This window comes from Kothea flammea (genome assembly GCF_052161645.1).
Classification (GTDB): Bacteria; Planctomycetota; Planctomycetia; order Pirellulales; family Pirellulaceae; genus Laterigemmans.
Genome location: NZ_CP197414.1, coordinates 1,107,393 through 1,123,801 on the forward strand (window position 1 = coordinate 1,107,393; position 16,409 = coordinate 1,123,801).

9 protein-coding genes are annotated in these 16,409 nt (G+C 57.4%); 2 read left to right on the forward strand and 7 right to left on the reverse strand.

Annotated features, from left to right (window positions below; all coding sequences use genetic code 11):
• Nucleotides 1–19: 19 nt before the first annotated feature.
• The 5 genes from SH139x_RS03860 to SH139x_RS03880 form a co-directional block, all read right to left on the reverse strand.
• A complete protein-coding gene (locus SH139x_RS03860; protein WP_488353969.1) occupies nt 20–1,387 on the reverse strand; it encodes a sensor histidine kinase in 1,368 nt (455 codons plus the stop codon).
• 21 nt (nt 1,388–1,408) lie between these two features.
• A complete protein-coding gene (locus SH139x_RS03865) occupies nt 1,409–2,005 on the reverse strand; it encodes a response regulator (protein WP_488353970.1) in 597 nt (198 codons plus the stop codon).
• Between the two features lie 381 nt (nt 2,006–2,386).
• Nucleotides 2,387–5,923 carry an efflux RND transporter permease subunit gene (locus SH139x_RS03870; RefSeq protein WP_488353971.1) on the reverse strand — a complete coding sequence of 1,179 codons (3,537 nt, stop codon included), beginning with the start codon at nt 5,921–5,923 and terminating at the stop codon, nt 2,387–2,389.
• Nucleotides 5,924–6,063: 140 nt separating this feature from the next.
• Nucleotides 6,064–7,413: an efflux RND transporter periplasmic adaptor subunit gene (locus tag SH139x_RS03875; RefSeq protein ID WP_488353972.1), complete on the reverse strand. Its 1,350-nt coding sequence runs from the start codon at nt 7,411–7,413 to the stop codon at nt 6,064–6,066.
• A gap of 69 nt (nt 7,414–7,482) precedes the next feature.
• On the reverse strand, nt 7,483–7,947 hold the full coding sequence (locus tag SH139x_RS03880; RefSeq protein WP_488353973.1) for a hypothetical protein: 465 nt from the start codon (nt 7,945–7,947) through the stop codon (nt 7,483–7,485).
• Between the two features lie 273 nt (nt 7,948–8,220).
• On the opposite strand from SH139x_RS03880, the gene SH139x_RS03885 reads away from it, so the two are divergent.
• A complete protein-coding gene (locus SH139x_RS03885) occupies nt 8,221–8,436 on the forward strand; it encodes a hypothetical protein (protein ID WP_488353974.1) in 216 nt (71 codons plus the stop codon).
• 42 nt (nt 8,437–8,478) lie between these two features.
• Here the strand turns inward: SH139x_RS03885 and SH139x_RS03890 are convergent, their stop codons facing one another.
• Nucleotides 8,479–9,948, reverse strand: coding sequence for a DUF1501 domain-containing protein (locus tag SH139x_RS03890; protein WP_488353975.1), 1,470 nt, complete (start codon nt 9,946–9,948; stop codon nt 8,479–8,481).
• Nucleotides 9,949–10,027: 79 nt separating this feature from the next.
• Nucleotides 10,028–15,223 carry a DUF1549 domain-containing protein gene (locus SH139x_RS03895; RefSeq protein WP_488353976.1) on the reverse strand — a complete coding sequence of 1,732 codons (5,196 nt, stop codon included), beginning with the start codon at nt 15,221–15,223 and terminating at the stop codon, nt 10,028–10,030.
• A 478-nt stretch (nt 15,224–15,701) separates the two neighbouring features.
• Here SH139x_RS03895 and SH139x_RS03900 point away from each other — a divergent pair, with 478 nt between their 5' ends.
• Nucleotides 15,702–16,271, forward strand: coding sequence for a type 1 glutamine amidotransferase domain-containing protein (locus tag SH139x_RS03900; RefSeq protein WP_488353977.1), 570 nt, complete (start codon nt 15,702–15,704; stop codon nt 16,269–16,271).
• Nucleotides 16,272–16,409 lie beyond the last annotated feature (138 nt).

The window sequence follows — 16,409 nt, forward strand, 5'->3', positions numbered from 1 at the left end:
AGTTTCGGCCCGATTCAGTTCAGGAACGGTCTGCTGTGCGGCGCACCCACAAGCGGGCGCGACATCCCACAGCCACGGCATCCAAAGAGGCGCCTCCCCCGTGGCTTCTCGCTATACGATAAACCCGACATAGACCTAAGCCCAGCCCGCGTCCCGCTTCCCGCCCGCTGAAGTACGGATCAAAGGCGTGACGGCGACCCTCGGCCGACAAACCGGGGCCGCTGTCGCTGACCACCCACATCAGAAAACGGGGCGTGCGGCGAACCTGTACCGCAATCGCTCCCCCCGCCGTGACCGCTTCCAACGCGTTGTCCAGCAGCGCCCGCAAAGCATCAGCGAGCTGGTCAGGGTCGGCGGAAATCATCAACCGCTCCCCTCCCCTGCCCTGCAACTTCCTGCCTCGCAACTTTTCAGCTGTGGGTGTCTTCAGGCTCTCCAGCAGTTCACACTGAATTCCCAGCTCCGCGCACTGGGGTTGGTACTCGGCAATCAACTGACGCGTGAATTCTTCCGCGCAGAACGTTTGGTAGCTGGGCTGAGGCGGCCGGGCGAAATACATCAAGTCGGCAATCATCTCATGAGCCCGCATCACCGAATCCACAATGCGACTTAATTGGTGGCGTCGCCCCGCATCCTCTTCGTCGCTGGCCAACTGCTCGGCACGGGTGCGAATGCCCGCCAGCGGATTGTTGATTTCGTGGCTCAAGCCATAAGCCAATTGACGCAGGGAGGCTAACTTTTCCGTATGAAGTTTGGCCGCAAATCGCTCGCTCAACAGCTCTCGCTCGCGCAGCGCCGAGGCCAATTGGTTGAGGTCAAGCGACGACTCGGCGTAATCGGGCGGTGCCGCAGGTGACTCGCTGGTCCCTGGTGACTCGTTGGTCGGAGTTGAAAGCCGGGGCCAGCGTTGCCGCCAAGCCGCTGGTGGTTCCCGCTCGGCTGGCTGCAGCCAAGCAACCGCTCGCTCCATCCACTGCTCGGGCGGAACGGCCATCGCCGCAGCGGCCAATGAGCGATAATTGGGCAACTTTCCGACGCGCTCGATTTCCTCGGCAACGAAAGTCCCTAACAACCGCCGCTGCTGGTCCTGAAAAATCGTTCTCAAGCGACCGGTCAACCAAGCCGCTAAGTCTTCTAGGTCGATGCTGGCTCGGGAGGCCGAATCGGCAACTTCCGCGTTTGCATATTCCAGCGTCGCAAACATCGCCAACGCAGGATCTTTGCTCAGCGACTCGGCCAGCACGCTGGCGGCCCATTCGGGATCAGCTAGCGGCCCGTTACCGCTGGAGGAATCCAACAAGTACGCGGCCAGGGTGTTGGCAGACGAAACCGATAAGGGCAGCAGCCAAGTCTTCCGCTCCCACTGAATCGCTGGCAACCAGTCCATTGAGCCAAATCCAATCGGGCGTTAGTGAGCTAGCGCCCGGTCGGTGCGATCGATATCTAGAATGTCGCAACAGCGATTCAGCAAGTCATCAGTGGCAAACGGCTTTTGCATAAAGTCGTTGGCCCCAGCCGCTTTCAGCGAGTCCACTTTCTCCTGCTCGACCATCCCCGAAATGCAAATGATCTTCACCGAGTCCAGTGACGAATCGCTGCGCACCCGCTGGCACACTTCGCGACCATTAATGTCCGGCAACATCACATCCAAGATGACCAAATCGGGACGAAACTCGTTGACCTTCATGCCCGCGTCAAAACCATTGTTGGCTGTGCGGATGTCAAACCGTCCGTCACGCGAGAAAGCGTCGACGATCAACTCTACCAAATCTTCGTCGTCGTCGACGACGAGCAGCCGCTTCTTGCCACTCTCCAGTGCGTCCGTCGGGATTCCGTTATCCTTCATGAACGAATAAAGATGATCGCGAGGTATCCGTCGGAACCGACTGCCCGGTACTCGAAAACCCTTCAGGGATCCATTGTCAAAGCACCGAATGATGGTCTGTTGACTGACCTTACAAATCTTGGCAGCTTCGCCCGTGGTAAAAACCGTTTTCGTGGTCATGGCAGCAATTCCTCCCTGCACCCAATTACCGGTCCATAAATTCGACCCATCTTTCCCCGGTCACCAAACCGAGGGCCGACGACCCGCTGTTGCCTAGTTAGCAAAATGACGCAAACTCCGCACCATCACATTTCGGGAGAAATTCGCGCTGCGAATATAAACAGCAGGAAACTCCGAGCTTCCCTGCTTTCCCAGGTTTGCCAAGGCCGCCAGATTATACCTAACTCATTCAACCGGTCAATATTAATCTACGTAGTCTGTAGGTGCTCGGGTACAAGCTGCGTACACTCGGTGGTTTTCCGCAACTGGCCCGACTGGGCTAAGTAAACGCGGCGGATAAAACGGGGGAGCAACCGTGGAAATGCTGTCAAATTCTCATCATTAAGTGGGAAAGTCCTCCGCCTCCTCCCGCAGCCGCTCGCTGGCAATCCGTTCCGCATCTCCGCCGCTGAATTGCCAGAACAGACCTGGATGGATTAAGAACTCGCAGAAAGTCGATGTCATGATCCCGCCCAAGATCACTGTGGCGACCGGATAGAGGATCTCGCGACCGGGCTCGTCACCACCCCAAACCAACGGGATCAAGGCGATGCCGGCGGTTAATGCTGTCATTAACACCGGTGCGAGCCTTTCCTGACTGCCCCGCATTATCATGGCTTGGCTGAACGTTTCGCCTTCGTTCTGCATTAACTGGAGGTAATGCGTGACTAATAAAATTCCGTTGCGAATGGCAATCCCGCCGAGGGAGATAAATCCAACCAAGCTGGCGACGGTCAAGTTTTGCTGGGTGATCACCAACGCCAGCACCCCACCGATGAAGGCCGTGGGGATGGCGTTGAGAATTTGCAGGACAATTTTTACCGAGGGAAACAACAGCAGCAGCACCAGGAAGATGCCCACCAGCGAGACTCCGGCCAAAATGACAATCAAGTTGGTCGCATTTTGCTGACTTTCGAATTGTCCGCCATATTCGACAAAGTAGCCAACGGGCAGCTGAACTTGTCGGCCGACACGTTGCTTGATGTCCTGAACCGCACCGGCCAGATCGCGTCCCTCGGTGTTAAGGCGAATCACGATCCGGCGTCTGGCATTTTCGCGATTGATGGAGTTAGGGCCGAGCCCCTCACCGATGTCGGCGACGGCGGCCAATTCAATCTGTCCACGGTCGGTTTCGCCACTGCGGTCGGGGAGATGAATTCGCAACCTGCCCAAGTTGGCATAGTCGCTGCGATATTCTTCTTCCAAACGCACCAAAAGATCAAAACGTCTTTGCCCTTCCAGCACTTGGGAGACCACCTCGCCCTGCAGCGCGGTCTGCAGCACATCGGCGACGTACTGGCGAGTTAACCCATAGAGGGCCAGATCATCGGCGCGGAGTGAGATATGCAGTTCGGCTGTCTCGCGAATGGGCTCCACGATCGGCGGCGTGACACCGGGCACCTGCCGCACCGTTTCTTGGACTTGGCTGGCGATGCTCTGCAGTGTTTCCAAGTTATCGCCATACACTTTGATGGCGATTTGAGCATACACGCCCGATACCATGTGGCTGATCAAGTGCGCCAGTGGTTGTTCGACTTCGATGTCCACGCCGGGCGCTCCCTCGCTGATCAAGGTCCGCAATTTCGTCAGCAGCTCGCCGCGGGGTGTTTCCGATGCGGGGTTCATGCTGAGGATGTATTCACCCGCGTGCACGGGGGAAGCATGCTCATCCATTTCGGCCCGGCCCGTACGGCGGACGAAGTGCAAAATCTCGCCGCCGGGATTGGCTTCGCTCCGCTGCAGTGATTGAAAGACTCGATCGATAGCCGCTGAGACCTGATTGGAAGCGTCGAGTGAGGAACCGGGTGGCAACGTCACGTTGACTTGAATGCTCCCCTCGTCAAACGGTGGCAAGAAATTGCGACCCAACTGAGTCAGTTGCCAGCCAGCCAGTCCGGCGGCGATCCAAGTTAGGATCAGCAACATGCCGGGGACTCGCATGCTGAGCCGAATCAACGGTCTGGCAATCGCTTTCAGCATCCGCAACACACCCCCTTCGCTTGCCTGACGAGTCGCTTTGGCGTGCGGCAACAGATAGTAGGAGAGCACCGGAGTGACGGTCAGCGAAACGAAGAACGATGCCAGAATCGAAACGATGTAGGCTACCCCCAGGGGTGTGAATAGCCGTCCTTCCACACCGGAGAGTGCAAACAGCGGCAGGAAGGAGAGGATGACGACGGCCGTGCCGAAGGCAATGGAACTGCGGATCTCTTTGCTGGCCGCGTAGACCACAGCCAGCGGGGCGCGACGCGCGGACTGCGGCAGGGCGTTATTTTGTTTGAGGCGACGAAATATGTTTTCCACATCCACAATCGCGTCATCGACCAACTCCCCCATCGCCACCGCGATCCCTCCCAAAGTCATCACGTTGATTGACAGATCGTTGCCGGTTAGCAAGCCGAGGCAACGAAATACCAGCGTCGTTAAGACTAATGACAGGGGAATTGCGGTGAGTGTGATAAAGGTGGTGCGAAAATTCAGCAGAAACAGAAACAACACCACGATCACCAGCCCGGCGCCGATCACCAATGCTTCGCCAACATTCCAGATGCCTCGGTCAATAAAATTTTTCAGCCGAAATAGCTCGGTGTTGATCACCAAATTTGCTGGTAGCGATGCTTCCACTTCGGCAAGAGCGCGAGCCACGTCGTCGGTCAACTGGCGAGTGTCAACGTGAGGTTGTTTGACAATTGTAAATACCACTCCCGGTCGACCGTCGATGCTCCCGTCGCCCCGCTTTAACTGAGCCCCTTCGGTTACCCTGGCCACTTGCTCCAGCAACACGGAACGTTTGGGATGTTGGCCAATGGGGATTTTGTTCAAATCGGCAATCACCACTCGCGACGTTGGCCCCAACCGTCCCAGGATGCGAATCGGACGTTCCGTCTCACCAGTCACGGCAAACCCGCCGCTGGTGTTGATGTTGCTGGCTCGCAGCGCTTGCTCAACTTCTTGGACCGTAACGTCATACTCCAACAACGCAGTCGGATCGATCAAAATTTGATATTGCTTGCGATCTCCTCCCTGCATAAAGATTTCCGCCACGCCAGTTGTCTTCAACAATCGCGGACGCACGATCCAATCGGCGATCGTCCGCATTTCTAATAACTGCTGGGCCGTTGTCTGAAACGTGGCTTGATAATTTTGCTCGCCAATCCGCAGCGTGACTGTCCCCGCATCACTACCCTGGTTGCGATCAGCCGGTCGGCCGTTCTGTAAGGGGCCATTCTGAAGTGGGCCATTCTGTAAGGGGCCGTTTGCCAAAGGACTCGGAGCCCAGTCGATTTGTTGGCAAGCCACCGGTTGCCAAGTGCCCCGATTTTCGCGCTGCACGGGTTGCCAAACCTGGATCTGCGGTTCGCCGTTTTGCCCACCGGTCCATTCCGCCAACATGCCGATTTCACCAACCGGGGCCAACCGGCCGCCACGGGGGCCCGTTTGGGCGTAGAGTCCGGACACGACGATTTGACCCATGATCGATGAGGGGGGTGTCATTTGCGGCCGAATCCCCGCCGGCAACACCCCTTCCAGCGTTGTTAGGCGTTCTTGCACGGTTTGACGGGCGACAGATATCTCCGTGGACCAGTCGAATTCGACGTACAAAACATTCAGGCCGGCGGTCGATTGACTGCGGACCGCTTGTACCCCGCTGGCACCCATCAGGGCAATTTCGATTGGTTGAGTCACCAACGTTTCGACTTCTTCGGTTGCCAGCCCCGCAGCCTCCGTGATGATCACGACCCGCGGGCGATCGAGATCGGGGAACACGTCAATCGGAGTGGTCGTCGCCAAATAGGAGCCATAGATCAGCACGGCTAGGCTGACGATGACCACAAATTGTCGATAGCGCAAGGCGCCACGGATGAGGGAATCAAGCATCTGAGATGATCATGTACCTTAGTTTTCGGCGAGGCAAAGTCGCCTTTCGCTCCGCGAAAGTTAATAGAGAGATGCGTAGAACCCTCCACGCAAACCCCACTATCACAAAGCAAAAGACGACACGTATTCTTCGTTCGTTGTCAGTGAGCTTCGTGAACCGTTCCGTCGGCGTGGACATGGACGTTGTTGGGTAATTCATTGCCAGTGGAAGACTTATAGATGCGATTCAGTGAGGCGGCCCCGTTCTGAGCCAAAAAGGCCCCCGGCTGAATGCTGTTGTCGTTAGCGATCACAATTTCCAGCCGATCTTCATGTAAGATCTGTACTGACAATCGTTTGAACAGGCTGCCAACTTGTTGAAAGACGTAGGCATCGGGTCCCTCCCGCACGACTCCCTCGGTGGGTAAGACAAACACGTCGTCGAATTTTTCCACCGGCACGCGAATTCGGGCTCGTTGCCCAGGGCGAAATCTCCACACTAAAAAACTTTCTCCCGCTTGGAGATATGTATGAGATTGGTTTTCCAAGGGGATAAAAAAGTCGAGCGTGCGGCTGGCGAGATCGATTGAATTGGAAAGGTGGCGAATTTGGAACGTTTGCTCCAGTGGCGGCCAATCCGATTGCTCATCCTCGGTAAATTCGATCGTCACTGGCAGCTGTGTCGTGGCGGCGCGTTCTAGTAAACCGGCTTCGCGTTTGAAAGCATGACCGACGACGTAGAGTGATTGATGATTGGAGAGTTTTGCCAGCAGTTGCCCCGCCTGGACTTGTTGGCCCAGCTCCACGTTCAACTCTTGAACTTCGTAGCCGCTGTTGTCTGCCGCTATCGGTTCGGGGGCCAGCACCTCAATTGTCGACACGAAAGCCCCTTGTTGCTCCACCAGGCGAATCTGCTCGGGCAACAAACCGCGGGTGAGCAAATCTTGGCGGGATGATTGCACGATCGCTTGCTGTCGCGTGCGATCGGCTCTCAGAGCAATCAGTTTACTTTCGGGGACGGCACCGCTAGTTGCCAACTCGGCGAGACGTTCGATCTCGGCTTGTAAAATCTTGATTTCTTCGGCGGCCCGGTAGAGTTGTGTTTGAGTCGCTTGGAGATACTCGCTGAACAGCCGCAGCGTAAACAATTGGCTTCCCGGTTGTATGGTGTCACCCGGATACGCATCGATCGCGGTGACGATACCCACGGCGGGCGACGTCACGCCACGATCAGAGAGTCCTGGGCGATCAGCCACCGCTCCCGGTATGACCAGTGATCTCCAATAGGTTTTCGGCTTGGTGGGCAGCGAGATGAGACCCAGGTTTTTTCGCGCTTGCGGGCTGATCCGCAACATGTTTTTTTGCTTCAGATTGCTGGCTTGATCTTCCGCCGTGGACTCGGTTGTCGGTTCGCGGTCGCTGGAGCCGAAGCGAAACGGGGTAAATGCCAGCCAGGCGGCAAGGATCACTGCCAAGGCAGCGAAGCTCACGCCAAGTGAGTTCAGTTTCATGAGGTTCTGTTGGTCTTACGTGCAGGAACAAGCAGCTTGGGGAGGAACTTCAAAGCTTGTCCAGCAACGTTAAATCAACAGCACGGTGTAGCGCAAGAAGCGTGGTACGGCGCGATTGCCACCGGGATTGGCGGGCAAGAAAATCACCGATGTTGGCGGAGTGCCGAGGGTGAGATTGAGAAAGACGCAATCGAGCGGCGTTCCATAAGGCCGCCAATCAACGGCACGGCGCGGTACGCTGAGCGAGTTGTTCAGATAGACCGCATCGTCGTCATGCCGAGTGATACAACTGTGGTGAATTCCCGCGGAGCCAGTTTGCAACTGCGGATGTTCGTGATGATGGGCGTGTCCGTGTTTGACGTCCGTTTGCGCATCGTCATCGGCATGGGTGTGGGCGTGATGATGGCCGACCGAAAGATGGAAATGAGGGCGTGTTGAGTGCGGTGCGGAAACGTCATCCCCAGCGTGCACGTGGGGCACAGGCTGCCCCAGCACGAACAAGAAAATCAGTAACCAAGATGGCAAACGGGCCATCGTTCCCTCAAAATGTGTATGAAGCGGACAAGCGGAAAACGGGCTTTTCGCAGGTTTTTTGGAACATCTCGCAGAGTTGCGGTTATTAATTGTACACCCAACAAAAATTTGGGGATACAGCTAATTTTCGCAGACTTCAACGAGCTTGCCTCGTTCGCGATCGCCAACGATGTTTTGGTAAGCGACCAGCTGTGAGTAACGCGAGCGATTATTAGCACGAAGTGATAAGACCTCAACGAGCTTGTCTCGTTCGGTGAACCAGGTTGTCAGCTAGTGATGCAAGCCCCCACGCCTCTCTACGTCGCTCCGCTCCGCTCCGCTCCGCCCCGCTCCGCCCCGCTCCGCCCGCCGCAGGCGGGCGGGGCGGAACGGGGATACGCGGGGAACGTGCTAGCCAATAACCTCCTTCACCGCACGAGGCAAGCTCGTGGAGGTCGTGATGGGAATGCTCGTGCTCGTGCTCAGCGAAGCGGTGCTCGTAATCGCTAGCGGCTAGCCGCTAACCACTTCCGGCATCAACCTTTGACATTCTTAAGCAAAAAGTTGATTCACCGCTTGGGCTTTGACCAGTTCCCGTGGTTGGTTCAAGTGGTTGTAGACCAAGGTTTCGGGATCGATGCCAAAGCTGTGATAGATCGTCGCCAACAGCTCGCCGGGATGCACCGGATCTTCCAGCGGCGCGCTGGCCGTTTTATCGCTCTTGCCATGCACATATCCCCGCTTGGTGCCCGCGCCGGCGATCACTCCGGTATAGCAATAAGGCCAGTGGTCGCGGCCATCATCGCTGTTTCCGTTGCCACTGGTGCTGACGCCCCGCTGAGGGCTGCGACCGAATTCACCAACGGCAACCACCAAGGTCTCTTCCAGCATGCCGCGGTTGTCTAAATCCTCGATCAGCGCGGAAAGTCCTGAATCGAGCATCGGGGCGGATTGGTCCTTCATCCGCTTGGAGAGGCCGACGTGGTGGTCCCAGGAATGATTGTCGCTGTTGGCAACCTTAGGCCAAATGACTTCCACGACGCGGGTGCCAGCTTCGACTAAGCGGCGGGCCAGCAGGCAACTTTGTCCGAACGTGTTCCGTCCGTAACGCTCGCGCATGGCAACCGACTCGGCTTCCAAATTGAAAGCATCACGAGCGCGGCCCGAGACAATCAACGAAAGTGCCTGGTCGTAATACTCGTCTAATTCATAAGACTCAACCGCTTTATTGATATCAGGCATTTGGGCGTTGAGCAGATCACGCAACTTGGCGCGTCGCTGCAAACGGACGCTGAAGACTTCGGGGCGGAGCTTCAAGTCGTCAATCTTGATCCGGCTCATCTTCTCCATATCCATGTCGTCACCGGCTGGATAGAGCGTGTAGGGATCAAAGGATTTGCCCAGGAAACCGGCGGTGCCCCCCTTCCCCACCACGTTCGACTCTTGCAGCGGCCGGGGCAGCATGACGAACGGCAGCATCGGTTCGTCGGCTGGGCGCAGGCGAATGATGTTGCTGCCGAAGTTGGGGAAATCTTTAGGGCTGGGCGGTTCCAATTGACCCGAAGGGCTGACCTTGTCGGTCGTATAGCCCGTCATCATCTGGTAAATCGCCGCGGTGTGATTGAAGAGACCGTTGGGGGAATACGACAGCGCCCGCATCATGGTGAAACGGTCGTTGATCTGCGCCAGCTGAGGCAAGTTTTCCGTAAATTGAATGCCTGGAATCTTAGTGCTGATCGGCGCGAACACGCTCTTCACGTTATCGGGAACGTTCTCTTTGGGATCCCACAAATCAAGATGGCTGGGACCGCCTTGCAAGTACACCATGATAATGCTTTTGGCTTTGCCCCAACCTGGCCCCCCTCCGCCATTGGACGCGGCGGCTTGCGATTGCAAGTTCATCATCGAGCCCAGCGACAAACCTAAGAAGCCCGCTCCGCCGACTCGCAAAAACGCGCGACGGGAGGGACGCAAATGCGGATCACAGAGATCGCGAGCGATGGGGCCTTGGAAGGACAGCATGGGAGCCTCCGGGTCAATGGAAATGTTGAATCGACAATTTGGTGATCGTGAGAAAGACCGCGAGTGTGCCAACGCTTTCTTAATGGTTGAACAAAAACGCGGGGCTGTTGATCAAAGCCCATGTCAAGTCTTCCGCGGCGGTCAAGCGACGGTTGGCCAATTGAGCTTTGCTCTGTTCGAAATCGCCCCGCAGCCGCAGCAGCGTGGCGTCGACTTCGATCGGTTTGCCAAGTTCGGCAATTTGTCGTTCCAGGTTCGTGACGCGAGGATCGACGGGGATCGCGGCCCGCGCCGCGGCTAGTTTCGCTTGGGCATCTTGCAAGCCGGGATCGGTCAAATTCAGGTGAGCCAACAACGGTTGCGTGTCGGCTTCACTCCGTTCGGCAGCCGGGATGGTCAACACGGAGGCGAACGATTCCGGCAGCCCCAACGTGATCGGCTCGCTGGCCTGCGTGGCACTCAGTCGGAAGCGGGCCAAGCGGTGTTCGGCCGCGTTGTGATACTGATGGAGTTTAAACGTTAAACGTGTTCCGGCCGGCATGTTGAGCGGTTCCGCCAATTGGAAAGTGGCCCAGTGAACGGTGCCGCCACTGGGCGAGACAGCCCAACCCCCTTGGTCTTGGGTTTGACCATCGAAGGCCGCCGCAGCCGAGAAACCCGATTGTGCGAAACTGACATTCCCCGAGGCAATCTTCAGCAGCTTCGCTTCGCCCTCACCGGTCAACGGTTGAGCGAAGACTTCGAATTCGGTCAGCACAAAATTGCCATTTTGTGGGAAACCAGGGCCGCCACCCGGTATGTCAGCAACTGGCAGAGCTTCTAACCGAAAGCCAGTAATTTGTTGCAGGCCCGTTTCGACGACCACCTCATACGTCCCTTTGTCTTTATTTCCCGAAGCGACAATCGCCCGGTCGGGTTGGACGCGCAGGGTCGCGCCGTTGCTGGCGGAGAGTTGCGCTGGGCGGAGCGGAAACCATTCAGCCGACTCTCGCAAGCGTTGTTCCCACGCGGAAATGTTCTCGCCCAATTTGGCTTGCACCGAATCCAAATGTGCCTGCGCCGCGGCGATCCGCGCTTCACGCTGCTGGGCTAACTGCTCTCGCTGCGGAGCCAGTTCGGCTTGCAACGCGACCAGCCGCTCTTTGGCTTCCGCGACAGCGTCGCTCTGAGCTTGTTGCAGCTCCGGCAACCGTTCGATCCACCACGCTTCACGGTCCGCCAATTGCTGTTGGAGATCGGCGTGGTCTTGATCGATTGCTTGCAACATTTGCAGGAAGGCTTCGACCTCAGGTTCGCTTGGTGGTCGATTCACGATTCGCAGAAATAGTTCATTGACCAGTTCCGCATCATCGCTGAGTCGATTGACGATTTGCGTCAGTTCATTCCCCGTATCGGCAATGGCTGAACCCACCGTGGGGCCTCCCACCAGCGCCATTACGGGCCCGAGTTGCAGGTCGCTGCTGCGTTCGCACTCGCAAGCCGACTCGCGTACCGGACGTCCGAGGTTCGCCAAGAACCCATCGCTCGGTTTCACGCCCACGTCGGGCAATTGGTTTGCGCGGGTACCGGCTGGCACACCGGGGATGGTTGGTTTCGAGCCGGTGACGAAGTGGATCGTATCGAATAAGACTTCAGCCGGCAGCCGCCGCGGCGTGGCGTGACTGTAGTTCAATTGGTCGTCTTCGTTCCAGCGATTTGTGGCGACCGACAATTGATACGTGCGACTGTTGCAGATCAGACGCATCAGATGTTGGACATTAAACTCGCTCTCGATGAACTGCGTGGTCAGATAGTCCAACAGTTCGGGATTGGTGGGCGGATTACCGGCGCGAATATCGTCGATCGGTTCAATCAGACCGACGCCGAGCAAGTAGCCCCAGACGCGGTTGACATAGCTGCGGGCAAAATATCGATTGTCGGCCGAAGTGATCCAAGCGGCCAGACGCTCGCGATCGCTGGCATCTTCGGCGACTTCGAAATCGCAATCATAAGGAAAGGCCGCCGCGACCGGTTGGTTCGTGTTGGGATGTGAGATTTGTCCTTGCTCGGCATCATAGACTTCTTCATACAACGGCTTAGCACCCTCCACCGCCGAGCCCCCGATGCGTTTATCGCCGGAGGCTGGATCGGCCTTGAGTTTAGTGCGGGCAAAGAAAGCGGCCGTCTCATAATATTGGTCTTGCGTCCAACGTTCGAACGGATGGTCGTGACATTTATTGCAATTAAAGCGGACACCCAAAAACAAGTGGGTAGTATTCTCCATGGTGTCTTCAGGATTCCGCAAAATCTTATAATAAGAGGCTGGCGGGTTGTCTTTGTTGCTGCCAGTGCTGGTCAGAATCTGCTGGGCAAATTCATCATAGGGACGATTTTCAGCAATCGCGGTTTCGATCCAATTGTGGAACGCGGTCGCTCCCTCTGTACCGAGGAATTTGCTGTTCACTTGCAACAGATCGGCCCATTTGTTGGCCCAGTAATCGACGAAGGCGGGGCTGCCGATCAATTTATCAACGAGCGCTTGCCGCTTAGCCCGTGTGGGGCTGGTGTCAGCGAGGAAGTGGCGGACTTCATCGGCCGTGGGGGGTAAACCGGTCAAGTCTAAGTAGACTCTTCGCAGGAAGGTGGCGTCGTCGCACAGTTCTGAGGGCAAAATTTTCATCCGCTCCCATTTCTGAGCGACCAACTCGTCGATCGGGCCATAAGTTTCCACGGTTTGCCATTGAAACTCATCGCGATCCCCCATCACGGTCAACGTACTGGCTGCGTAGTTGCCTTCGTAGCGCGCCAGCAACGGTGCTTCGCCACGCCGGACCGCGGTCAGCAGGCCTGTCTTGGAAGCGGTGGCAACTTCGGTGTTACCGCTATCAACGTAAGCTTCGCGGGTGACGTCACGTTGTCGACCGTCAGCATAGAAAGCGATGACCCGCACCTGTTGATTCGCACCGGCTCGTTGCACGACGGGGTTTTCAGGCGAGATTTCGATGCGAGTCGCTTTTTGACTGCTGAAATCGACCTCGGCACCTTGGTCAATCCAATTTTGTAAGATGCCATGGTAGGGCGAACCGGCATCGATCAGCGCGCCGCCCTCGTGAGGCACTCGCCCGAGCGCTTTGAGCAGCATCAGGCTGTCGCCGGGGGAAGCCAAGTTAACTCGTCGCGCGGCCAAATCGTCGGCCAAGGCGCGGAGGTCAAAGACCGGATCATAGCCTCGCAGCGAAAGGCGAAATCCGTTTTTGCCTTTCTGGGCACCATGGCAGGTTCCCTGATTGCAACCGAGTCTTGACATCACCGGATTCACGTCACGAACGTAGTCGACAGGCGTTTGATTGGTTTGGAAAGCGGCTGTTTGCACCGGCAAGGTGGCGGCATGTCCAGCCAGGGCGATCTCGATTTTGCCATCACCGGCTGCCAGCGGGCGGACAAGGCCGTCGGCCGCCACCACCAAATTTTCGGATGGCTGGTAATCAACCAGGCGAGTTACGTCGACGCGTGAGCCGTCGGCCAGGGTGGCCGTGACCAACAGTTGCACGTACTCGAAGGGGCTGGCGAACTGGATTGCTCCGGCCGGTGAAACCTCCAGCGACTCGATCTTCAGCGACTCAATATCGCCGTTCTGTGTCGGGCCATTCTGCGTGGGGGCTGGTTGTGCGGCGATCGATTGTTGCCAGCGGGCTGGATCATAGACGGGTGGGTGTTCGCTTTGCTCGGCGGGGGCCAATGGAGCGATGGGGAATTCACGCAGCAACTGGCCATCGAGACCGACGATGCGGACGATCCCATCCGCACCCCCGACCGCCAGTTCACCGTTGTTGAGGAAGCTCAGCGCGTAAGCGGGGACATCCAGATTCAGGATCGCCAATTGTTCCACGGTGGGGCTGAAGAAAGCATCTGACTTGGCTCTTTCTTCGGGACTGCGATCGCTGGCCTGCTTCTTTTGGATGGCTTGAATGTCGGCGGGAATCTCATCCTCGGGGCGAGCGTTCCAGACGCGGGCTTCCGATTTTCCATCAATGGTTGCCACGGCGGCGAGACGTTTGGACGCGGCGTGGGCATCGACGGCAAAGATTCTCCCCGGCAACGTCGGCAAGGTCCGCAGGAGGTTGGCGTTGTCCCCGATTTTGCGAGCCGATTGACGATACACTTGATAGATTTGCGCAGTCCCATCGGCTCCGCCAACAAGTATTTCGTCGCGACCCGCCAAGGTCACGACGCTGGACAAACCACCCTTGAGCGCGCCGGGAGTGATCGATGTGATGTTGTCGATAAACCGTTCGGTGCTGGTCTCCGTCAGTTTACAAGTCATATCGCGAGCGACGGAGACGATGTGGCTGCCGTCACCCGTGAAGGTCGTGCCCAACACCCAGTCCTCGTGCGCTCCTTGGAAGAGCTTCTGTTCGCCCGTCACCGCGTCGATCGCGCGGATTGCGTTGTCGGTAGCGCCGAAAGCAACCAAAGAACCGTCCGGTGACCAACTGACACCCCGCAGCGTGTCAAACGTAAAGGGAACGGAGAGCAATAATTCGCGTGCGGCCACGTCCCAAATTTGCACTTCGCCGCCCCGCCCAGGTTGTCCACCGACAGCCGCCAAACGGTCGCCGGTGGGGCTGAAACGAATTGACTCGATCCGCTGGCTCATGCCGACCAGTCGGCCTTGGATGGAGCCATCTTGGCTGCTGAGCAACAGCACTTCGTGGAACCCGGCAACGGCTAGTAGGTCGTCTTTGGGGGAAGCGACCAAAGAGGTGATCGTGGGCAACCGGCGATAGACCGGTGGGTTATCGGCAGTGTATACTGGCCCGCTCTCGGCAGCGGAGTCGTTTTCGGCTCCGGCAGCGATCCAGCGGCGGATCAGGTCGATTTCGGTCGGGTGCAGCGGTTCGGCGTCTTGCGGCATTTCAGCAACACCGTCGACCGGCGTGATCACGCTCAGCAAATGACTGGCCTCGGGCTGACCGGGCACAATGGCCGCTTCGCCGGTTTCGCCGCCGCCGAGCAGACTGTCAAACTGCGTCATCACGTACTCACCGCGGGCCCGCGCCGGCTGGTGGCAACCAAGGCAATTTTTGGCAAATATCGGTTGGATGTCTCGCTCGAAACTGATCGTCGCGACCGCGGGACCGGCCTCATTATCCGCGGGACTGTCATCGGCAGCCCCGGCATCATCAGCCGCCACGGCAGGAGCTGACAGCAACGCGAGGGCTAGGAGGCAGAACGACTGAACGCTCGTGGTCCAAACGGAACCCGGACGAAAGAATTGGCCAAAAACAACGCTCATCGATAGCAACTCCGGTGTCAAACTTGGCCTCACTACAAGACCGTCAAACTGGATGACACCGCCAATCCCCCCGCTGACCCATGTAAGGTGGGAAGTCGGGTTTCGGGAGGTAGCTCGTTCAGATCGGTAAAAGTTATCTGAAGGGCGAGCGGGCGGGACCGTGGGGCGACCGCCGCGGGAAGAACCCGGTCAGCGTAAGTGGTCGAACACGGCATTCTGTTCACGATAAGGTTGCGCAGCGCTCCTGTCAACGAAATCTCGGTCGCTTTCGCCTCGCCTTCCCGCTTTTCCGCGGCAACTCGGTTGGCATCCGAATTGTACCTAATCGGCGTTTGCCCAGGACTGGCCTGGACGCTTTGCCCGAGCGATCATCGTTCGCCTTATTCTGTTGTCAAAGCGCCCGCTCGTGGGCTCAGTGCCTGCAGGTCAGCCGTGACCCTTTTTGGCAGTGACCCTTTTTGAAGGAGGTACGCTTACGATGATCAAGTTACCATTGAAAGGAAAGCGAGTCGCGTTTTTGGCGACTGACGGTTTCGAGCAGATTGAATTAACGATGCCCTGGCTGGCGGCCAAAGAATCGGGTGCCGAAGTGGATTTGATCGGTATCGAAGAAGGCGGAATTCAAGGAATGAATCACGACGTGAGGGCTGACGTGTTCCCCGTTGACAAAATAATCAACGAGGTTTCAGCCAGCGATTACGACGCGCTGGTGCTGCCCGGCGGGGTGGCAAATCCGGACAAGCTGAGAACCTGTCAGCCGGCAGTCGAGTTTGTGAGAGAATTCTTTGCACAGCAAAAACCGGTCGCCGCGATCTGTCACGGCCCCTGGATGCTGGTCGAAGCGGACGTGGTCCGCGATTGCGAGTTGACCTCGTGGCCGAGTCTCAAAACCGACATTGAAAATGCCGGTGGACGTTGGCTCGATCACGAGTGTGTTGTCGACCAAAGGCTGGTGACGAGCCGCCAGCCCGAAGACCTACCCGCGTTCTGCGACAAAATGGTCGAGGAGTTTGCCGCCGGCGTGTCGGCGGGACAAGCAAGTCGGTAGGACGGCCCAAGGAACCGTGGCCAACAAACTGTTAGCGGTTTTGGCGCTAGCCACCGTTTGGTCGCACGTGATTAGTTCGGCTCAACGCGAGAACCGCTGGTGGGTCTGGGGTTTGGTTGCTGATCAGTAATGCGCTAA